Source organism: Candidatus Avoscillospira sp. LCP25S3_F1 (genome assembly GCF_052117125.1).
Classification (GTDB): domain Bacteria; phylum Bacillota; class Clostridia; order Oscillospirales; family Oscillospiraceae; genus Avoscillospira_A.
Genome location: NZ_JBQKJT010000016.1, coordinates 35,069 through 54,597, shown reverse-complemented (window position 1 = coordinate 54,597; position 19,529 = coordinate 35,069). Strand labels below are relative to the sequence as shown.

Below are 19,529 nucleotides of genomic sequence, written 5' to 3'. Positions count from 1 at the left end.
CATAAGGCATCCCCCTTTGTTTGGAGTTTGTTTCTCATCAAAAACATTCTACATCATTCAACGGGGTGATGTCTTCTTTTTGTGCACTTTTTCAGTTTTGCTCATTCATAGAAAGATACCGAATATGGCCGCCCTGCGGCGGAATTGCCCATTGCATTCCCGCCGCGGCTGTGCTATACTCACGGCGAACAATATTGCAGAATAGGACTCTGTGCGTCAAGTGTTCCGTGGATGGGGAGTTGCCACAGAAACGAAAAGCTCGTCTTACGATGCGGAGTCCGCACCCGTTGCAGCATACAGATGAATAGTAACATCTCGATTGTGAAGGGGTAGTGCAGCTGCCGCAGGGCGGTTGTGCGGTATTGTCGATTCCAACGGCACACTCACATATCGGGATGCTTTTTTATACCTCGGCTCGCGTCCCGAAAAAGAAAAAAAGGAGGAACACGAGCAGAATGGATCAGGACAAGATCAGAGAAGGCGTCCGGCTGCTGCTGGAGGGCATCGGCGAGGATGTAAACCGGGAGGGGCTGCTGGAGACGCCGGACCGCATCGCCAGAATGTGTACCCAGATTTTCGGCGGTCTCTGCGAGGACCCGGGCGTACACCTGGCCAAACAGTTCCAGGCGGTCAACAACAATCTGGTGCTGGAAAAGGATATTCTTTTTTACTCTGTCTGCGAGCACCACCTGCTGCCTTTTTACGGGAAAGCCCATGTGGCATACATCCCCAACGGTCGGGTGGCAGGTCTCAGCAAGCTGGCCCGGACCGTGGAGGTCTTTGCACGGCGGCCCCAGATTCAGGAGAATATGACCGCCCAGATTGCCGACGCATTGGAAGAGCATTTGCACCCCAAGGGCGTCATGGTCATGCTGGAAGCGGAGCACCTGTGCATGACCATGCGAGGCGTCCAGAAACCCGGCAGCAAGACCGTCACCACCATTGTCCGCGGCGTCTTTGCCGAGGACCTGTCCTTGCAGCAGACCTTCCTCCAGATGGTGAAATAGGATGGACGGTATGAAACGACTGGAGGCCGTCCGATGTCACCCGGTGTTTCAGCGGGAGTATGGGCAACTGTGGGCGGCGGAGGCGGACCGGAAATTCTGCCGCCACTCCATGGAACATCTGCTGGATGTGGCCAGGATTTTGTACATCCTGGGGCTGGAGGACGGTGTGGACCTGTCGAAAGAGGTCCTGTACGCTGCCGCCCTGCTCCACGACGTGGGCCGTCAGGAACAGAGGACGGCGGGGACGCCCCATGAGATTGCCGGGGCCAGGTTGGCCGGTGAGATTCTCCGGGACTGCGGCTTTTCCGAAACGGAGATCGCCGCCATTCAGCAGGCGATTCTCTCCCACCGGAAGACGGGAGAGACGGATTGGCTGTGCCGCAGCCTGTACAGGGCCGACAAGGTGTCCCGGGCCTGTTATGCCTGCCCGGCGGCGGACGAGTGCAACTGGCCGCCGGAAAAGAAAACCCTGAAAATTTCCTATTGAATTGCGAGGAGCTTCGATATGAAGATTGGAAACCGCACCTTTGCGGACCATGGAAAGACCTACATTATGGGCATTCTGAATGTGACGCCCGATTCCTTTTCTGACGGCGGCAGATTTGATCGTCTCGATGCGGCGCTGCGCCATGCAGAGGAGATGGTGGCCGACGGCGCGGATATCATCGACATCGGCGGCGAATCCACCCGCCCGGGCCATACGGTGATTACCGACCAGGAGGAGATCGACCGGGTGGCGCCGGTCATTGAAGCAGTCAAGGCCCGGCTGGATGTGCCCGTGTCCATCGACACCTACAAGGGCGCCGTGACAGCGGCGGCCCTGGCGGCGGGGGCTGATCTGGTCAATGATATCTGGGGATTCCGCCATGACCCCAGGGTGGCGGAGCTGACGGCTCAATACGGGGCCGCCTGCTGCCTGATGCACAACCGCCGGGAGGCGGTCTATGACGACTTTTTGGAAGATCTGGTCCGGGACCTGGAGGATTCCGTGGCCATTGCCCAGGCTGCCGGCGTGGCCCGGGAGAACATCATGGTGGACCCCGGCGTGGGCTTTGCCAAAACCTATGAGCAGAACTTGCTGTGCATCCGCCGGTTGGAGCGGCTGCACCAGTTGAATCTGCCCATTCTCCTGGGAACCTCCCGGAAATCGGTCATCGGCCTGACCCTGAACCTGCCCGCCGATCAGCGGGTGGAGGGAACGCTGGTCACCACGGTGATGGCCGTACTCCAGGACTGTGCCTTTGTGCGGGTCCACGACGTGAAGGAAAACCGCCGGGCCATCACCATGACCGAGGCCATTTTGGGCCGGTAAGGAGGTACCATGGACAAGATTACCATTCAAAAGCTGGAAGTCTTCGCCCATCACGGCGTTTTTCCCGAAGAAACTGTTCTGGGGCAGAAATTTGTATTCAATCTCACGCTGTACCTCAGCACCCGCAAGGCCGGGTGTACCGACGATCTGACCGCATCCCTCCACTATGGCGAGGTGAGCCACTTTGTCCAGCAGTATGTCCAGGCGCATACCTGGAAGCTGCTGGAGCGTGTGGCGGAGCAGCTGGCCCGTGCGCTGCTGCTGGAATATCCCCTGCTGGAACAGGTGGACGTGGAGGTGGAGAAGCCCTGGGCCCCCATCGGCCTGCCGCTCCAAACGGTCTCGGTGGCCATCCACCGGGGCTGGCACACGGCCTATGTGGCCCTGGGTTCCAACCTGGGGGACAAGCAGGCGTATTTGGACGATGCGGTGGCTCAGCTCAATGGGCGAGAGGACTGTCAGGTGGTCCGGGTGTCGGACTATCTGGTGACGGCGCCGTATGGCGGCGTGGAACAGGACGATTTCCTCAACGGCGCGCTGGAACTGCGGACTCTGCTGGAGCCGGAGGAGCTGCTGGATTGTCTCCATGCGATTGAGGCGGCGGCCAACCGGCAGCGTACCATTCACTGGGGTCCCCGGACCCTGGACCTGGACATTCTGCTCTATGATGATCGGGTGCTGGACGGTCCGGTCCTGCAAATCCCCCATAAGGAGATGCACCTGCGGGACTTCGTCCTGGAACCCATGGCCCAGATTGCCCCGTGGCAGCGCCACCCGGTGACGGGAAAGACCGTGGAGACCATGCTGGCGGAGCTGCGGAAGGGATAAAAGAAACGCAGAAAAAAATCCAGCCGGGGTTTACAGCGGGGCCGGAATGTGGTAGTATGGTTGCAGAGAATTGAATACCAGATCCGGCTTTTGTGGCACTATGCGCGACCCTGTCCACGGACAGGACACGCATCCTTGTACTGAACAAGGGAATCGGGTGAAATTCCCGGACAGGCGCCGTACCGGAACCTCGGACGAAAGTCCGGGCGGAGGACGGATGCCTAGCTGTGATGGCGGAGGATGTCTCTTTTCTGCGAAAGCAGGTCACTGGCGGCGCAGCTGCTGGGAAGGCGAGAGATACCCGTTGGCAGGACGGACTGCCTGAACGCTTCAGTCAGAAGACCTACTAGGAGCTTCACCCCCGTATGGGGGCTGCTCTGAAATAACGCCAAAGGGAGCGATGCAGCGGCATCGGCTCCGGTATTCCAGAATGGAAATGACAAAAGCGGACGTGACTACGTCCGCTTTTTTGCGGCCTGCGGGAGCGGGGACCAGATGGGCCCCGTCTTGCCTGTCTCCCAAAGAGCCGCGAGAGCGGGCAGTGGTATTCCGTATCTCTGGACGGTAAGGACCCCTGGGACGAGGCAGGCCCGGGGTCCCCGTCCCCGTGATATCCCCCTCTTTTCCACGGTCCGGCGGAACGGACGGCCCATGCCATGCCGCCGCCCCGCCGGACCAATCACGACCAAAAAACAAGGACCGCCCGGAAATGTCCGCGGCGGTCCTTGTTGCAATCCATGAACTGAATATGAGAACATCATGTAAGCATGATGAGAAAAATTTCAAAGAGGCTCTCCGGCCCACTGGGGCGGGCGGGACCGGACAAAAAGAAAAGCCAGGGCATTCGTCCCCGAATCCCTGGTCCTTACTTTTCGCTGTTGTAGGAACAATCTTCCTCATTGCCGAAGATCAGATCATCGATATCAGGAATGGTATGATACAGCATATTGCATCCTCCTTTCTTGTCTTTAATTGCTTCTCATTATACTTGGGATTTATGAAAAAACAACGAATAAATCGTGAATAATTTGTTAAATTTGCGAAAAATGGGAGCTGTGCAGATCACAACTCCCATTTAGGATATTATGTTACAGTCACATAGCAGCCACAGGCCAGAGCGCCGTAGCCGATGTGACAGGCGACGCTGAGACTCAAGGGGTCCATCTGAAAGTTCGCACCGGGGAAGGCAGCTTCCAATTCCGCTTTCCAGTCCAAGGCTTCTTCCAGATTACCGGAGTAGGCAATGCCGAAACCCATACGGCCTTCTGCCAAGGGCTGAGCAAAGCGGGTATTCAGGTCTTTCTGCATGGCCTCGATCATGGTGCGGCGGGCGGCCTTTTTGCCGCGCACCTTGGCATAGGCGTCCAGCTTTTCGCCCTGGATTTGCAGGACGGGCTTCAGATTGAGGACCGTACCGATGGCGGCGGCGGCAGGAGTGATGCGACCGCCCTTTTTCAGATATTTGAGGGTTTCCAGACTGATGTAAATGCTGGCCTGGAGCTTTTGTTCTTCCAGAATCGTACGGATTTCCTCGGCGCTGTGTCCAGCTTCCACCAGGGCCATGGCATCGCAAACGGATTGGCGCTGTGTGACGGAGATCCGCTGGTTGTCCACCACCACCACGCGACCGTCGTAGTCGTCGGCCAGCATCCGGGCCGATTGGCAGGAACTGCTCAGACCGCTGGACATGGGGATGTGCAGAACGGATTCGTACTCCTGAAGCAGCTGGTCCCACAGCTGGGTCACGTCGCCCAGGGAGGGCTGAGAGGTGGAGATGTCGGCGTCCTGTAAGAGCTTTTCGTAAAAAGCCTCCTGGGTCAATGTGATGTCTTCGAAATAGAGGGTATCATCGATAAAAAAAGGCATGGGCAGCACGGAAATTCCCAGTTGTTTTGCTTCGGATTGGGTGATACCGCTGTTGCTGTCGGTGACGATGGCGATCCGTTTCATGAGACGTCCTTTCTGACGTGACGCAGCCAATGGCGGGTCACAGTGTAGATAGCATCGAATAGTATAGCGCTTTTTTCCTAAAAAGGCAACGGAAAAAATGGAACATCGTTGAAAAAGCTGCAAGAAAAGGGAACTGCAACCGTTCTTTTATGGCACATGATGGAGACAAAAAGAAGAGCATCTGCGAAAAACGCAGATGCTCTTGGCGGAGTGGGAGGGATTTGAACTATTTGGAAACATAAAATAAGGGAGAAATAAGCGATTTTTGACGAAAATAGTTCAGATTTTCACACAGAAAAGGGAATTTTACGAAATAGCGTGCTTTACATCTCGCTCGGCGTAAGGGGAAAAATAAGGGGGAAAATTAGCTGTGGACCTGGGTTTAGGGGTCCCGCCAGAATTCACCTTTAAAAAATCCCATCCCAGAACTACATCATTTCTGGTTTATTCATAGGATTTTTCCTTTCCATTATTTCTTATGGAAATGATCAGCACCTCACCCGATAGGAATCCATCACAGGCACCCTTTTGTGGCCAGCTTTTTATCTCTAATTTCAACTATTTCATCAAATAGAGATGTAATCTCTTCGGGCAATTGATGCCCAATATAGATTACAGTCTTCTCTTTTTTTCTCGTAAGATCTGAAAGAATACGCTGAGTTGACTGAATATCCAGATTGGCAAAACTCTCGTCTAAAATTATAAAAGGAGTATTTAACAATTCCATCCGTGCTAAAGCGATTCGTTGCCGTTCGCCACCGGACAGAGTGTTTCCTGACTGCGTCAGGATTTCATCCAGTCCATGCTCAAATCGTTGTAGGACATTAGCCCAATCCATTGCCTCCTGGTACCAGGGCTGTGTCGGCTCCGGTGCGGGGGGCTGGATGCCGAAGCCGGAGACGATACCAGCGGCGATGGCCGTGGCCACGGCGGCCTTATTGTTTTGGTAAATCTCCATGTCGTCCGGATCGTCCAGGAAACAGACCTCCAGCAACGCAGAACTGACGCCCGCCGACCGGGCGGCCTGGATGACGTCGTAGTTTTTGCGCTTGACGCCGCGATTGGTCAGGCCCAGAGATGCAATGTTTTTGCAGATGGCTTCCTCGACAGAGGTACCGCCCTCGGACGTGGTGACGTAGCACTCAACACCCTTGGTCTTGCCATCGCTGGCAGCACCGTCAAAGGCGTTGAAGTGGACCTCCAGCACATAGTTATAGTTGCTCCACTGGACATCCAGCTTCCCGGCCTTGAGATCAGCATAGGCGTTGCGTTCGGTGGGATAGACGTCCACCTTGCAGATGCCTTCCAGCTGCGTGACCAGATTGGACACCACGGCCCGGGTCTCGTCGGCTTCTTTCCAGGAGCCGGAGACAGCCCCAGAGTCACCGGCACCATGACCGGCAATCAAAAGCACTTTCAACATGTCGCGTTCCTCCTTTTCCTCATTATTGGTGGGCTTGTCCGGTGCATCGTTGCACCAGATCAGCAGATAGTTATGGACAATGCGGGACGCCTTGAGGGCCTCGCCGTCAAAGATGCACTGAGACGAGCCGCCGCCATCCAGATTGATGGCCGTATCGCAGCCCATCTCCACCAGTTCCTCGGCAATACCATCCAGGGAGCGGTTAGCCTGCTCGCACAGCAGGACAATGTCACCGTCTGCTGTTACGCCAACCGCTGACCGGGGCCGGTACCCCTCCAGGCCCACGGGAGCCGCCGCGCCGGTGGCTTTGCCGTCCCGCACCAGGACGGGATACGCACCCAGGAAGTTATCGGCCTTGACATTGTTACCGTAACTAAAAATCATCGTAGTCCCCTTGATGCCGTAGCCGTAGGGGTTGCCGTTGGCCGACAGCACCTTGCCGTCCACGGTCAAGTGGTTGATGGCTTGGAACTTCGCCATGTCGTAGAGACCGCCGTTGAGGATGTAGGTGCAGCCGGTCTCCTGCTGGATCGCGGTCATGGTCTTGCGGCTTGCATTGACATACAAGCCAATTTTGCGGATAGATGCTTTGGGGATAACAGTAATCATGCAATCGCCTCACTTATGTATAGTGCGGCTTATCGCCGCCTTCGACTGCATAGCGCAGCCAGTCGAATACAGGAATGAAAATCAGGCACAGGCCGTACCAGAGCAGGCTGTACGGTGCGCAGATTTGGCCCCATAGGTTAAGGGGCAGATGGGAATAATCCCAGACGCCCAGGCCCAGCCAGGTATTGAGGATCAGCCCGGCCACCAACTCCGTGGCGGTAATGGCCACAGTGCAGATGGCGGCCTGGAGCATCAAGGGCATCTCCCAGGGCAGCTCCGCGCCAAACCGCTCCAGGAGGATGGACAGGAGGATGGCCAGCACCAGCATGGTCCAGCTGATCCGCTCCGGGTGGCTGGTGGCGGTCTTGAATGCCACTTCCAAAAGGAAGTACACCGTACCGCCCCAGCTCCAGAGGAGCATGGACAGGACCCGATTACCCCACCGTGTCATAGTCCACCTCGATGGCCGCCAGGGCTTCCAGACTTTCGGCATCCCGTATGGCCACCTCCTGGGTCTGCTGGTAGGTGACCAGGGCCGTGACACGGGCATCGATAGCAAAGGCCAGCTTGCCCAGTTCCTCCAGCGTCCACTCCTTGCACACCTGGCCGGTGCTGTTCCACGTCAGCGTGTACGGCGTGGAGGTCTGCTGTGCCAGCGTGGCCGACAGGATTTTGCCGGTGAGCTGCTGCTGTTTCTCTGCGGTAATGGAATACCGCTCACCGTCGGTCCACTGGATGGGATGGGACTCCAGATACGCTGCCAGATCGGCCTTACTCTGTGCAATGCGCTGGGCCTTGACCTCCTCCAGGGGCGGCTGGTACCAGTCGCCACCCTCAAACTGGAACTTCTCCCAGGCGCTCTCTGCCACACCCACAAACTCCACCACACTGCCGTCCGACAAATACAGCGTGGCCTTTTCGCCCTCTCGTACTGCCTTGGTGCAGTCGTAGGACTGATTCGTATATGTTACTTTCATACCAACACTCCATTCTCCAGAACCACGCCACCGCGCACTTTCTTATATTTGGTTTCAGCGGTCAAATTGACGGTGCCTGCGACAATCAATGCGGGCAAGGCATTACCGTCTGAACCGGCCTGGATTCCAATACTGTTGCTATTTCCTGACAGATCGTTTACATAGAGTGTGCCCGCTGTCCCCAATACAGCGGCGCCCTGTGTATTGGATATAGTGGTGTAATAAATAGAAGCATTACTCATTTCAAAGTAAACCGCCGAACTGCCGACGGTGATACCACTTCCATCAATGGAACAACTTGCACAACTTAAAAAAGTACATTGTCTGGCGCTTACAACGTTTCCGGATAAACTGCCGCTGACAGATAGATCCGTTATCCGCAACGGGACCCGACATCCAAGTCCCGCAATGCCGCCAGTGATGCTAGAGGCCCGTCTCCCGCCAGGTACGGAAATCGATTTGTCCTGCAACGATGAATGTCATCGGAAACTTACTGGGGGATGCTTCGAGGAGTGTCTCCCAGAACTCCCTCGTGATACCAGACATTTCGACAATCACCTCCTCAAACGCACGGTTTAGCGGTCAGTTTGACGAAGCGTGACAGACAAATAAAACTTTGCTGCATCAAAAATATCGTCAATGTCCACCAGGGTGGCCTCATTTTCTGAAAGGATTGCGGCCACTTTCTGAGCCATCTCCCGTTTTTTTAGTGCGATACGCTGCGCTTCAGTAATAGATAGCCTGTTGTCATAAACAACATCTTGCCAACTCACGTGATACTCACCTCCTCACTCCCGTAAAATCCACTTCTTTCCTTTCACTGCATGCTCTGGTATACTGGATTCAACAGTCTGGGGGACTGTCAACCTGATATAAGGAGGTGACTTATGTGTGGGTATACCACTCACCAATTGGCGATCTTTACATCAAGCAACTACCAAACGGCCGGCATGGTTTGATCTATAACGGAACAGTTTGGGAATCCAGCAGTACCCCCGCAGCAGAGGCGGACAATGTATATTTGCACGTTACTGGCTGCGATGAATGGGACGCTTTGGACGGTATGGTAGATGACGTGCCGACTGATATCTCTGAATGGGAGAGAATTTAGCAGTCCAACGCTGTGTCGGATGATTGCTCAATGATCCGGCACAGCCGTTCAATGGCAGCAGCCGCATGATTTAAGGCCCTTAGTCCATCTGCGATATGATTCCAATGGGCTTCGTCTTCAACGGGAACATCTTCACGCAGCAGCGTTTGAAGCGTTTCAGCATAGGTGTCAATGACAGTTGCAATACTGATAGCCGCTTTTCTGGCAATTTTAGCGTTGTTCAAGTGATCACCTCCTCATTGTCCCGCCACAAACAGCTCGTCAATTTTACAGCATAATGCTCTCGATATTTCCGGAAGTTTCTCGCAGCTAGGAAGGGCAACACCTCGCTCCCACTGACTAATTGCTGTTTGATTTACGCCCAGCTTTTTTGCCAGTTCTTCCTGCGACAAACCGATTTCTAGTCTGCGGCTTCTGATACGCAAAATAGGCATTGTGTCACCTCCTTTTGCTGTAGTAGTTTAACTACTATGACAGTATTATAAGAGGGAGGGAAATGTTTGTCAAGTAGTAAATCTACTAATATTACAAACCGGCTTGAAAAATATTAGCGCAACTACTAAACTAAGGCGTAGGGGGGAAGTGCTTGTGAATCGATTTAAACAACTACGCATAGAGCACGGGTATGAAACCCAAGCGGCACTGGCCCAAAAACTCTACGTCAATCAAACAGCAGTGAGCCAGTGGGAACGTGGCGTAACTACTCCGAACCCAAATATTTTGTTAAAACTAAGCAAAATGTACAATGTCTCAACAGACTATTTGCTCGGTAATGACCGCCAAGATCAACAGGATAGTAATTTTATTCCATACTGCCCTACCGGCACCGTCCCCGTGCTGGGCCGCATCGCGGCGGGTGTCCCTATTTCAGCCATCGAAGAAGTTGAGGGCTATGAGCCGGTGACAGTCTCTGACCCGGAAAACTGCTACTATCTTCGAGTAGAGGGTGACAGCATGATTGGCGCAGGCATCCAGAGCGGCGACCTTGTTTTGATTCGCCAGCAGCCCACCGCCGACAGCGGCCAGATTGTGGCCTGTAAGGTTAACGGCGACGAAGCCACTCTCAAGCGTTTTCGCCAGCAGGGAGAAACCGTCTTTCTCATGCCCGAGAATCCCAATTATGAGCCAATTATTGTTCCGGCTAAGGACTTTGAAACCGGTCATGCACAAATTTTTGGCGTAGCAATTGAGGTTAAACGGAAATTGTAATCTGGTGTCCAAATTGGACACAACTGAAAGGAAAAAGAGAAAATGGAGAAAAATGCAGAGAAAGTAAAGAAGCCTATTTTCAAAAAATGGTGGTTCTGGGTCATCGTTGCTTGCATTGTCATCGGGGGTGTTGCAGGTGGTGGCGCTAAGGACGGTACATCTGACCAGGATACCAATGCGGCGCTCTCCTCTTCGGCTGAGCCGGAGGATACCGGGGCAGACCAGGATACCGCCCCCGAGGAATCCGTGGAACAACCGGACGAAACTGCTGATACTCCCGTAGTGGAAGAGCCCAAGGAGGACGATGTTCCTGCTGAGTATCAGTCCGCTTTGATTAAGGCACAGAGTTACAGCGATATGATGGCAATGTCCAAGGCCGGCATCTACGACCAGTTGACCTCTGAGTATGGCGAGCAGTTCTCTGCGGAGGCCGCCACCTATGCCATTGAGAACGTCAAGGCCGATTGGAACGCCAATGCGCTGGCCAAAGCGGAGACCTACAGTGAGACCATGTACATGTCCAAAGCTGGCATCTACGATCAGCTGGTGTCCGATGTGGGTGAGCGCTTTACCGCTGAGGAGGCACAGTACGCTATCGACAACATGGAAGCTGACTGGAACGCCAACGCCTTGGCCAAGGCCAAGACCTATCAGGATACTATGGCGATGTCTCCCGCAGCAATCTATGACCAGCTGGTTTCTGAGTACGGCGAAAAATTTACCGCTGAGGAAGCCCAGTACGCAATTGATAATCTGAACTAATCAATGCCCGGTGTCCAATCTGGACACCGGGCATTGAAGAAAGAAGAAAAGAGAGAGAGCTATGAAACAAACAAAAAAGACCGTGAGATGCCCAAACTGTCATGCAGAAATTCGTGCAGATGCGCCGTATTGTTTATCTTGCGGCGTGAAAAATCCCAAAACCTCTAAACCGTTTTATAAAAAATGGTGGGTCTGGGCCATAGCCGCTTGTGTTGTTATCGGCGGTATCGCAGGCGGCGGTGACACAGAGGAAACCCCTGTACCGGATGCCAAGGAACCCATTGCCATCATGGAAACGGTCGAGCCGACAACCGAGGATGCCGAACCGATTGCGGAGGAGCCGGAGACTGAGCCCGAACCCGCAGCCGAGCCGGAGCCAAACACCAGTGAAAAGGTGGACGCCCTGGCCCTGGAAGCAAAGGCGGCCGTTGCGGAAGGGGTAACGGATGGGCAGCGGGATGAGGCCGTGACGTTCCTTGTCGATCATTACCCGGACTATTACACGGATAACAGCATTATGGAGCAGGCCATGGCCTATGGCTTCTGGCTGGAATATGCCTATCAGGATGACGAAGCATCTCAGACTTATGCGGAATTGGGGATGGATGTTTCACAGGCGGTCAAGTATGTGTACCGTGGGGCCGAGACCGTGGAGGATGACGCCACACAGGAGAATCTCCGGCAAATCCAGGAGCATCTGGAGACCCTTGGCCTTGTGGAGCAGCCTGTCCAGCAAGAAGTGACAGAACCCACAACGGAAGCCGTGCCGCAGGAGGCCCTGCCCACAGAACAACCGGCGGAGCAGCCCCAGCAAGCCACCCAGACAGTTACTGAACCAGAAGCTAGCGAAACAATGGTCTGGATACCGCAAAGTGGTAGTAAATATCACAGCACATCCACTTGCAGCAATATGAAAAATCCTTCTCAGGTCACCATATCAGAAGCTAAAAGCAGAGGCTATGAACCTTGTTCTAAATGCCATTAAAAGACACCCGGTGTCCAATCTGGACACCGGGCTATTCATAGGAGGGAGAATGGTATGGCAAAAGGCAAAGGCGCCGCTGGTGGCGGCAGCATTCGCAAAAAGACAGTCCTCCGTGACGGAAAAGAATACACCTACTGGGAGGGCCGTGTGACCGTTGGACGTGATCCAGGCACCGGGCGGCAGAAACAGCGCTCCTTTTACGGTAAAACCCAGAAGGAAGTCCGGGAGAAAATCCAGGCCGCCGCCGCTGCCGTAGATAATGGTACGTACCGCGATCCCGTTAAAATGACCGTGGCGGCCTGGCTGGGTATTTGGCAGGAAGCATATCTGGTGGATATCAAACCGCTGACGCTGGCAGCATATCAGGCGGCCATCCGGAATCATATTATCCCCGGCCTGGGTGCGGCACAGCTGGTCAAGCTGCAGCCCCATGATATCCAGCTATTTTATAATCGCCTGGGGGAAAGGCTGTCGGCCAAGACGGTCCACAATGTCCATGGCATTCTACATAAGGCTTTACAGCAGGCTGTGAAAAACGGGATACTGGGAATCAATCCGGCGGCGGCCTGTACGCTGCCGAAGCACCAGCGGCCTGAGATACGGCCCCTGGACAGTGAGCAGATGCGGCAGCTGCTGGAGGCCCTGGAGGGCGATCCGTTTGAAGCACCGCTGACCATGGCCCTGTTTACTGGTCTGCGGGAAGGAGAGTTGCTGGGGCTGACCTGGGATTGCGTCGATCTGGACAGGGGAGTGGTGACCATCTGCCAGCAGCTCCAAAAAGAGAAAAAGGCCGGCGGCAAGTATTACCTTGCCCCGACCAAAAACAGCAAACCCCGGACTATTACTCCAGCCCCGTTTGTCGTGGAAATTTTGCGGCGTCAGCGTGCCCACCAGGCAGAGCAACGGCTGATTGCTGGGCCGCTGTGGTTCAACCCCGACAATCTGGTGTGGACCAATGCTACCGGCGGCCATCTGGTGCCATATACGGTGTTCCGGCATTTGAAAGACGCAGCGGCGTCGATTGGCCGTCCCGATCTGCGGGTACACGATCTCCGGCATAGTTATGCTGTGGCAGCTATCCGGGCCGGGGACGATATCAAAACGGTGCAAGATACCTTGGGTCACGCCACAGCCGCCTTCACGCTGGATGTCTATGGACACGTCACAGAGGAGATGAAACAGGAGAGCGCCGACCGTATGGAGAAATTCATTCAAATGCGCGTAAGGGTAAAATAAGGGTAACCCAATTTTCCCCAAAACGTGAAAAAGCCCGCAACCTCAATGGTTGCGGGTCATTTTCTGTGGCGGAGTGGGAGGGATTTGAACCCTCGCGCGCTGTTTAGACGCCTACTCCCTTAGCAGGGGAGCCCCTTCGGCCTCTTGGGTACCACTCCATGGCCAGTCAGAACTTGGGAAAGAATGGCGGAGAGAGTGGGATTCGAACCCACGGCTCATTGCTGAGTCACTGGTTTTCAAGACCAGCTCCTTAAACCGCTCGGACATCTCTCCAGATCAGTTCCTTGTGAGATACGCAAATTATATTACCAGAGCAGTGCCGATTTGTCAACCCCTAAATCGTAAAAAATTTTTGTCCCATGCGGCCAGGATTGATTTTTGCGGAATTGGTGGTATACTTACACTAACCATAAATTTCACATTTGGAAAGGTTCTGTTCGCATGACGAAAATCGACATCTACTCCGGCTTTCTCGGCGCCGGTAAGACGACCCTAATTAAGAAGATGATTCAGGAGGCCTATCAGGGCGAAAAGCTGGTACTCATTGAAAATGAGTTTGGTGAGATCGGCATTGACGGCGGCTTTTTAAAGGAAGCCGGTATTGAGATCACCGAGATGAATTCCGGCTGCATCTGCTGTAGTCTGGTTGGCGACTTCGGTAAGGCGCTCAACCAGGTCCTGGACCAGTACCACCCCGACCGCATCATCATCGAGCCTTCCGGCGTGGGCAAGCTGTCCGACGTCATCGCCGCCGTCAAGCGGGTACTTCGTCCCGGTGTGGAGCTGGGCAGCGCCGTGGCCGTGGCCGACGCCACCAAGTGCCGCATGTATATGAAGAACTTCGGTGAGTTCTACAATAACCAGATCGAGACGGCCCAGACCATCTTCCTCAGCCGCATTGATATGGTCAGCGAGGAAAAGCTCCATCAGGCCGTGGAAATGATCCGTACCCGCAACGACCACGCCACCATTGTCACCACGCCCTGGCAGCAGCTCACCGGCCAGCAGCTCCGTGCCGCCATGGAGCAGGAGAACACCCTGGCCCAGGAACTGGAGCACCTGGAACACGACCACGAGCACCATCATTCTGAGCATGAGCACGACGAGCACTGTGACTGCGGCTGCCATGACCATGATCATGAGCATCATCATGATCACGATCATGACCATGAGCACCACCATGACCATGGCCCCGACTGCACCTGCGGCTGCCACGATCATGACCACGAGCACCATCACGACCATGAGCATCACCACGATCATGACCATGACCATGATCATGACCATGATCACGGCGAGGGCTGCGCCTGTGGCTGCCATGACCACGATCATCACCATGCCGATGAGGTCTTTACCTCCTGGGGTGTGGAGACGCCCAAGAAGTTTACCAAGGTGGGCATTGCGTCCATGCTGGCGGCATTGGAGGACGAATCGCTGTACGGCTTTGTTCTGCGGGCCAAGGGCTATGTGGAAGGCGAGGACGGCCAGTGGATTTACTTCGACTATGTCCCCGGTGATCCGGACATTCGTGACGGCAGCCCCGCTGTCACCGGCCGTCTCTGTGTCATCGGCTCCAAGATCAACGAGCAGGCGCTGAGCACCCTCTTCGGCGTGTAAGGGGGAGACCGCATGAAAACCGTTCCCGTCTACGCTTTCACGGGCTTTCTGGAGTCCGGCAAGACGAAATTTATTCAGGAAACGCTGGAAGATCCCCGTTTTAACAGCGGAGAGCGGACTCTTCTGATTGTCTGCGAAGAGGGCGAGGAGGAGTACGACTTCTCCACCTATCCCCACAAGAACGTGTGGAAAGAGGTGGTGGAGGACTACGACGATCTGACACCGGAGAAGCTCCAGGGCTGGCAGAAGCAGTACAAGGCCCAGCGGGTGGTGGTGGAGCTCAACGGCATGCAGCCAGCCGGCGCGTTCTATGAAAAGATGCCGGAAAACTGGGAAATCGCCCAGGAGGTGTTTTTTGCCGACGCCCGTTCCATCCTGAATTTCAATGCCAACATGCGTTCGCTGGTGGTGGACAAGCTCCAGGGCTGTGAGCTGGTGGTGTTCAACCGTATGGAAAAGGGTCAGGACGTCATGCCCTACCACAAGCTGGCCCGCGCTTTGAACCGCCGGGTGGATATCATCTATGACTACACTGACGGCACTACGCAATTCGACGAAATCGAGGACCCGCTGCCCTTTGATATCACCGCCGACACCATCGAGATCAACGACGACGACTACGCCATCTGGTACCGGGACATTGCCGAGGAGTCTCAGAAGTACGACGGTAAGAACGTCCGCTTCAAGGCCCAGGTGGCCAATCTGCGCCGGGGTGTCCAGGGATGGTTTGCCCCTGGCCGCTTCGTCATGACCTGCTGTGTGGAGGATATCGAGTTTATGGCCATCCCCTGCAAGTATGACCGGTGCGAAGAACTGACCATGCGCAGTTGGGTATGGGTGACGGCCCATGTGGAATCCAAGGCCCACAACCTGTACCACGGCGAGGTAGGACCGGTTCTGACGGCCCTGTCCGTGGAACCGGCCGATGCCGCCGAGCCGGACGTCTGCACGTTCTGAGTTTGCCGCGGGAAGAACAGAAAGGCCCTGACTGCCACCCCTACCGGGTGGAGCCAGGGCCTTTGCGGCAGATGCCGCAGGGGATTCCGCCGTCTGCGGATGGCGCTTTGGGACCATGGGGGATTTTACTGGCTGTGGCCGGCAACCAGAGGCAGGGCCTCTGGTCTCCGCAATGTAAGGTAAAAAATTTGCGTAAAAACTTTATGTTTTCGGACCGAGAGGGAAAAGCGGGGGCACGGCGAGGGCCGCAGACCACCGACGACGGACGCCCTCACCAAAACTAGAGCATTTCATTGCCATAGACGCCGAAGGAGGCAAAGACCGCCTGAGCACAGTCGGCGTACTGGTTCCCGGCTTCCTCCCGGACGGAGAAAATCAGCGTATAGAAGTAGCTGCCGTCTTCCACCACCGACGCCTGAGAGACGTAGTTTCCCTCATCGGAAGCCGACACCCAGGCGAAGCGGTATTCCGGCAGACCGAACCGTTCTGTTTCTACAATGTCCAGGTCGGCGGCCTCGAAGCCGGATACCATGCGAATGGCCGCATCCTTGTCCGATGCCGTCAGCACTTCGCTGTAAATCTCGTAATCTCCGTCCTCCTGTACATAGAGATTGCCGCCGTCCACGCCGCTGACGGGCTGTGACACATCATCGGGAACGCCGAAGGTGATGAGATACGGCTGTTCCACGGCGGCGGATACGGTGACCGTCGGATCGTCCACGGTCTCCCACGTCACCGGCGCACTGCACCCGCTCAGCAGCGGCACCAGCGCCAGTGCCAGAAGCCAACGATGTTTCATTTCATACCACCCCATTTTTGAAAGGAGGAACTCCATGGAGCTCCTGTACAAGCTGTTGTTTGCCTATCTGCTCCTAATCAATGCGGTGGGATTGGGGATTATGTGTGCCGACAAGCAGTTTGCCAAAAAAAATCACCGGCGCGTGCCGGAGGCCCGCCTGTTGACCATTGCGGCCATCGGAGGCAGCGTGGGCAGCATTCTGGGAATGTATTTGTTTCGCCACAAGACGCAGCACCCCAAGTTTTACATTGGGTTGCCGCTGATTCTGCTGGCCCAGCTGTCCCTGGCATTGGCGGCTGTGTGGTATTGGTTTCTCTGAACGTCAGAAAGGGCGGTGTATCGACTCCGATACACCGCCCTTTCGCTTATTTCTTCTTTAGAGGCGTCTTATTGCCTTTTTTGTCCACGATATAAGTGTGCTCCAGCTGGGCCACCAGATTTCGCTTGACAGCGGCGAGATACTCCTTGCGCAGCGCATCCCGTTCAGCCGTTTCCTCCGGCGTCAAACCCTCTGCTTTGGCCTTGTGGGCCAGTTCGTTGATGCGGTCAATTTTTTTCTGTTCCATGATCTTACATATACCGGCGGATGAGAATGCCGGTCCTTCCTTTCTTGGTGGTGCCCAAAACCTGGGCCAGTTCCAGTTTTCCCAAACCCCGGACGGAAATCACATCGCCCTCCAATACCGTCCGGTCGGGTTTGGTGCAGGGCAGGGCGTTGAGAGACGCCTTGCCGCTTTCAATGCAGACCGACGCCTTGCCGCGGCTCAGACCGAAGCCGGATGACACCACGGCGTCCAGACGCAGCGTGGATACGGTGTCCCGAATCTCCCGAACGGCCTGTACCGGCGGTTCCAGTGCCTCCAGGGACAATTCCGACAGATGCAGCTTGGTCCGTCCGGCGGACGTGAGGTTCTGCATCACATAGGGCAGAATGTCCCGGGTCACCAGAAAGTCGCACCGGCCCGGTTGCACATAGAGATCGCCAACCGTTTCCCGCTTGATGCCGATGCCCATGAGCGCCCCGAGCACATCCCGGTGGGTGACTTCGTCTTTCTCGTAAAAGGTGGCCCGGACAGCGCAGATGGGGCCGTCGTCACTGTGAAACCAGTCTGCCGGTTCCAGATAGTCCGGCACATAGCAGCATACGGCCCGTTCTGCCCCGTCGCAGCCGCCGAAGAAGTGCAGGGACAAGTGGGGCAAAAGTCGTTGGACCAGCACTTGCTCCCGTGCCGTCAAAAAACAGCTGGCCGCCGGAATGCACCGTTGTTCCGCAGCCGTCATCCGGTCGTAAACACGGGCCAATAAAATTTTATCCTCGTCGCTCTCGGCCAGTTTGGCGATGGCGGTTTGCTTGTCCATAGGGTTCCTCCGTGGTTGGGATTCCGTGAATGATGCCACAGGTCAATGGTCTTGCCCATGGCGTTTTTTGCAGTCCCGGCAGTAGCCGTACAGCTCCAGCCGGTGGTTGGTGATGGAAAAACCGTCCATTTCCAGTTCCACCGGCTGCAAGGGACAGCGGGGCAGCTGCACCTGTTTGTGACAGCCCATGCAGATGGCGTAGTGGGCATGATCGTGGCGGCGCAATGCGTAAAGAGCCGTGTCCTCGCCCATGATGGTGGTCTTGGTGACCATCTGGTGTTCTTCAAAGGCCGTCAACACCCGGTAAACCGTGGACAAAGCCAAGCCCTGTCCCTCCAGACGGCTGTAGATTTCCCGGACATCCAGAGGGCGGTCGGCGGCGGCCAAAACATCGAAGACCTGTTCCCTGGGCTTGGTTCGTTTCAGGCCCTTGGGCCATTGGAGTGCTTCCATATATCACACCTCACAGCGCAATGGAAAGTCCATCCAGCACCACGCCGCAGGCGATTCCCACGGCCAGCAGCAGACCGATGATCCGAAGATTGTCTTTCCAGTCCCGATTCATTCGCAGCAGCACCAGCAGGCCCATACCAGCGCCCACCAGCAGGCCCGCCATCATGGCGCCGAAGCTGAGAAGGCCGTCGAGATACAGGGTGGTAATGGTCACGGAGGCGGCGCAGTTGGGAATCAGACCCACAATGGCCGACAGTACCACCGTCAGAATGGAATTGCCCTGGAGCACGGTGTAGAGGGTATCCTCGCCTACTTCATGGAGGACAATTTCCAGGATGATGGAGATGATCAGGAGAAACAGGCCGATGCTGACCGTGTGGCGCAGGGCCGACAGAAACAGATTGCCCTGGTGGCAATGGCAGTGTTCATGCTCACACAGGTGGCCGATGTCCTCCGGCTGCTTCCGGTTGCGCAGGAGCAAATCCACCAGGAAACCGGCGGCGATGCCGATGGCGGCTTTTAGGGCAAGAATCTGCACCATTTTCGACGGGGCCGTCTGATAGGAGATCAACAGGGGCAGCATTTCATCGGAGGTGGACAGAAAGACGGCCAGCAGGGTGCCGACGGAGATGATGTGTCCGGCGTAGAGGTTGGCGGCCACGGTGGAAAAACCGCACTGGGGCAGAATGCCCACCAGTCCACCGGCCAGGGGGCCCAATTTTCCCGCCTTGCGGACCCAGCGGCCACTGCGGCCCCGGAGCTTGTGTTCCAGAAATTCCATGGCCAGATAGGTGACATAGAGAAAGGGCAGCAGCGTCAGCGTATGTTCCAGGGCATGTTCGATCAAGTGCAGCATGGGCAGACTCCTTCTTTAGCGCAAATGCTAATCATTTGCAATTACGAATGATAGTATAGCACAACCAGCGGGAAAGTCA

At 55.6% G+C, this 19,529-nt stretch carries 24 protein-coding genes, 2 tRNA genes and 2 riboswitches; of the genes, 11 read left to right on the top strand and 15 right to left on the bottom strand.

The window, feature by feature from the left end; genetic code table 11:
• Positions 1-195 precede the first annotated feature (195 nt).
• Positions 196-292: riboswitch (THF riboswitch) on the top strand.
• Positions 293-455: 163 nt separating this feature from the next.
• From folE to folK, 4 genes are read left to right on the top strand one after another with little or no spacing between them, the layout of a single operon-like run.
• Positions 456-1,007, top strand: a complete 552-nt coding sequence (gene folE, locus ACTQ33_RS13580; RefSeq protein ID WP_441465129.1) for a GTP cyclohydrolase I FolE — start codon at positions 456-458, stop codon at positions 1,005-1,007.
• Positions 1,008-1,017: 10 nt separating this feature from the next.
• The gene (locus tag ACTQ33_RS13575) at positions 1,018-1,494 is read left to right on the top strand and encodes an HD domain-containing protein (protein ID WP_441465128.1); all 477 of its coding nucleotides are present in this window, start codon (positions 1,018-1,020) and stop codon (positions 1,492-1,494) included.
• 18 nt (positions 1,495-1,512) lie between these two features.
• Complete coding sequence (folP, locus tag ACTQ33_RS13570) at positions 1,513-2,319, top strand: dihydropteroate synthase (protein ID WP_441465127.1); 807 nt, start codon at positions 1,513-1,515, stop codon at positions 2,317-2,319.
• Between the two features lie 9 nt (positions 2,320-2,328).
• On the top strand, positions 2,329-3,147 hold the full coding sequence (gene folK, locus ACTQ33_RS13565; RefSeq protein ID WP_441465126.1) for a 2-amino-4-hydroxy-6-hydroxymethyldihydropteridine diphosphokinase: 819 nt from the start codon (positions 2,329-2,331) through the stop codon (positions 3,145-3,147).
• Positions 3,148-3,240: 93 nt separating this feature from the next.
• A riboswitch (cobalamin riboswitch) is annotated at positions 3,241-3,512 on the top strand.
• Between the two features lie 718 nt (positions 3,513-4,230).
• Here the strand turns inward: folK and ACTQ33_RS13560 are convergent.
• From ACTQ33_RS13560 to ACTQ33_RS13525, 8 genes are all read right to left on the bottom strand, one after another.
• Positions 4,231-5,097 (bottom strand): DegV family protein, encoded by an 867-nt coding sequence (locus ACTQ33_RS13560; protein WP_441465125.1) that lies wholly within the window; start codon positions 5,095-5,097, stop codon positions 4,231-4,233.
• A gap of 514 nt (positions 5,098-5,611) precedes the next feature.
• Positions 5,612-7,129 (bottom strand): N-acetylmuramoyl-L-alanine amidase, encoded by a 1,518-nt coding sequence (locus tag ACTQ33_RS13555; protein ID WP_441465124.1) that lies wholly within the window; start codon positions 7,127-7,129, stop codon positions 5,612-5,614.
• Positions 7,130-7,142: 13 nt separating this feature from the next.
• Complete coding sequence (locus ACTQ33_RS13550; protein WP_441465123.1) at positions 7,143-7,580, bottom strand: putative ABC transporter permease; 438 nt, start codon at positions 7,578-7,580, stop codon at positions 7,143-7,145.
• A complete protein-coding gene (locus ACTQ33_RS13545) occupies positions 7,564-8,106 on the bottom strand; it encodes a DUF4376 domain-containing protein (RefSeq protein ID WP_441465122.1) in 543 nt (180 codons plus the stop codon). The genes ACTQ33_RS13550 and ACTQ33_RS13545 overlap by 17 nt, the downstream gene beginning before the upstream one ends.
• Positions 8,103-8,348 (bottom strand): hypothetical protein, encoded by a 246-nt coding sequence (locus tag ACTQ33_RS13540; protein WP_441465121.1) that lies wholly within the window; start codon positions 8,346-8,348, stop codon positions 8,103-8,105. Before ACTQ33_RS13540 ends, ACTQ33_RS13545 begins: the two co-directional genes overlap by 4 nt.
• Before the next feature lie 333 nt (positions 8,349-8,681).
• Entirely contained in the window at positions 8,682-8,879 is a 198-nt protein-coding gene (locus ACTQ33_RS13535) for a hypothetical protein (RefSeq protein ID WP_441465120.1), read from the bottom strand.
• A gap of 334 nt (positions 8,880-9,213) precedes the next feature.
• On the bottom strand, positions 9,214-9,441 hold the full coding sequence (locus tag ACTQ33_RS13530; protein WP_441465119.1) for a hypothetical protein: 228 nt from the start codon (positions 9,439-9,441) through the stop codon (positions 9,214-9,216).
• 12 nt (positions 9,442-9,453) lie between these two features.
• Positions 9,454-9,651, bottom strand: a complete 198-nt coding sequence (locus ACTQ33_RS13525) for a helix-turn-helix domain-containing protein (protein WP_441465118.1) — start codon at positions 9,649-9,651, stop codon at positions 9,454-9,456.
• Between the two features lie 154 nt (positions 9,652-9,805).
• On the opposite strand from ACTQ33_RS13525, the gene lexA reads away from it, so the two are divergent.
• The 4 genes from lexA to ACTQ33_RS13505 all read left to right on the top strand — a co-directional run bounded on the left by lexA (position 9,806) and on the right by ACTQ33_RS13505 (position 13,409).
• Complete coding sequence (gene lexA, locus ACTQ33_RS13520; RefSeq protein WP_441465117.1) at positions 9,806-10,426, top strand: transcriptional repressor LexA; 621 nt, start codon at positions 9,806-9,808, stop codon at positions 10,424-10,426.
• 42 nt (positions 10,427-10,468) lie between these two features.
• Positions 10,469-11,188 (top strand): Ltp family lipoprotein, encoded by a 720-nt coding sequence (locus ACTQ33_RS13515; RefSeq protein ID WP_441465116.1) that lies wholly within the window; start codon positions 10,469-10,471, stop codon positions 11,186-11,188.
• A gap of 61 nt (positions 11,189-11,249) precedes the next feature.
• The gene (locus ACTQ33_RS13510; RefSeq protein WP_441465115.1) at positions 11,250-12,173 is read left to right on the top strand and encodes a zinc ribbon domain-containing protein; all 924 of its coding nucleotides are present in this window, start codon (positions 11,250-11,252) and stop codon (positions 12,171-12,173) included.
• Positions 12,174-12,227: 54 nt separating this feature from the next.
• On the top strand, positions 12,228-13,409 hold the full coding sequence (locus tag ACTQ33_RS13505) for a tyrosine-type recombinase/integrase (protein WP_441465114.1): 1,182 nt from the start codon (positions 12,228-12,230) through the stop codon (positions 13,407-13,409).
• 66 nt (positions 13,410-13,475) lie between these two features.
• On the opposite strand, the gene ACTQ33_RS13500 is transcribed toward ACTQ33_RS13505, so the two are convergent.
• Positions 13,476-13,567, bottom strand: a tRNA-Ser gene (locus tag ACTQ33_RS13500).
• A gap of 26 nt (positions 13,568-13,593) precedes the next feature.
• A tRNA-Ser gene (locus ACTQ33_RS13495) sits at positions 13,594-13,682 on the bottom strand.
• Positions 13,683-13,850: 168 nt separating this feature from the next.
• Here ACTQ33_RS13495 and ACTQ33_RS13490 point away from each other — a divergent pair.
• On the top strand, positions 13,851-15,026 hold the full coding sequence (locus ACTQ33_RS13490) for a GTP-binding protein (RefSeq protein ID WP_441465113.1): 1,176 nt from the start codon (positions 13,851-13,853) through the stop codon (positions 15,024-15,026).
• Between the two features lie 12 nt (positions 15,027-15,038).
• A complete protein-coding gene (locus tag ACTQ33_RS13485; RefSeq protein WP_441465112.1) occupies positions 15,039-15,983 on the top strand; it encodes a TIGR03943 family putative permease subunit in 945 nt (314 codons plus the stop codon).
• Between the two features lie 280 nt (positions 15,984-16,263).
• On the opposite strand, the gene ACTQ33_RS13480 is transcribed toward ACTQ33_RS13485, so the two are convergent.
• Positions 16,264-16,782, bottom strand: a complete 519-nt coding sequence (locus ACTQ33_RS13480) for a hypothetical protein (RefSeq protein WP_441465111.1) — start codon at positions 16,780-16,782, stop codon at positions 16,264-16,266.
• A gap of 34 nt (positions 16,783-16,816) precedes the next feature.
• On the opposite strand from ACTQ33_RS13480, the gene ACTQ33_RS13475 reads away from it, so the two are divergent.
• Complete coding sequence (locus tag ACTQ33_RS13475) at positions 16,817-17,101, top strand: DUF1294 domain-containing protein (protein ID WP_441465110.1); 285 nt, start codon at positions 16,817-16,819, stop codon at positions 17,099-17,101.
• Positions 17,102-17,147: 46 nt separating this feature from the next.
• Here the strand turns inward: ACTQ33_RS13475 and ACTQ33_RS13470 are convergent, their stop codons facing one another.
• Genes ACTQ33_RS13470 through ACTQ33_RS13455 form a run of 4 tightly spaced genes read right to left on the bottom strand, consistent with a single transcriptional unit; the run spans position 17,148 to position 19,450 of the window.
• The gene (locus ACTQ33_RS13470; protein WP_441465109.1) at positions 17,148-17,348 is read right to left on the bottom strand and encodes a DUF896 domain-containing protein; all 201 of its coding nucleotides are present in this window, start codon (positions 17,346-17,348) and stop codon (positions 17,148-17,150) included.
• A 4-nt stretch (positions 17,349-17,352) separates the two neighbouring features.
• The gene (locus ACTQ33_RS13465) at positions 17,353-18,141 is read right to left on the bottom strand and encodes an RNA-binding protein (protein ID WP_441465108.1); all 789 of its coding nucleotides are present in this window, start codon (positions 18,139-18,141) and stop codon (positions 17,353-17,355) included.
• 42 nt (positions 18,142-18,183) lie between these two features.
• Positions 18,184-18,594, bottom strand: coding sequence for a Fur family transcriptional regulator (locus ACTQ33_RS13460; protein ID WP_441465107.1), 411 nt, complete (start codon positions 18,592-18,594; stop codon positions 18,184-18,186).
• Positions 18,595-18,604: 10 nt separating this feature from the next.
• Complete coding sequence (locus ACTQ33_RS13455; protein ID WP_441465106.1) at positions 18,605-19,450, bottom strand: putative manganese transporter; 846 nt, start codon at positions 19,448-19,450, stop codon at positions 18,605-18,607.
• Between the last annotated feature and the right edge of the window lie 79 nt (positions 19,451-19,529).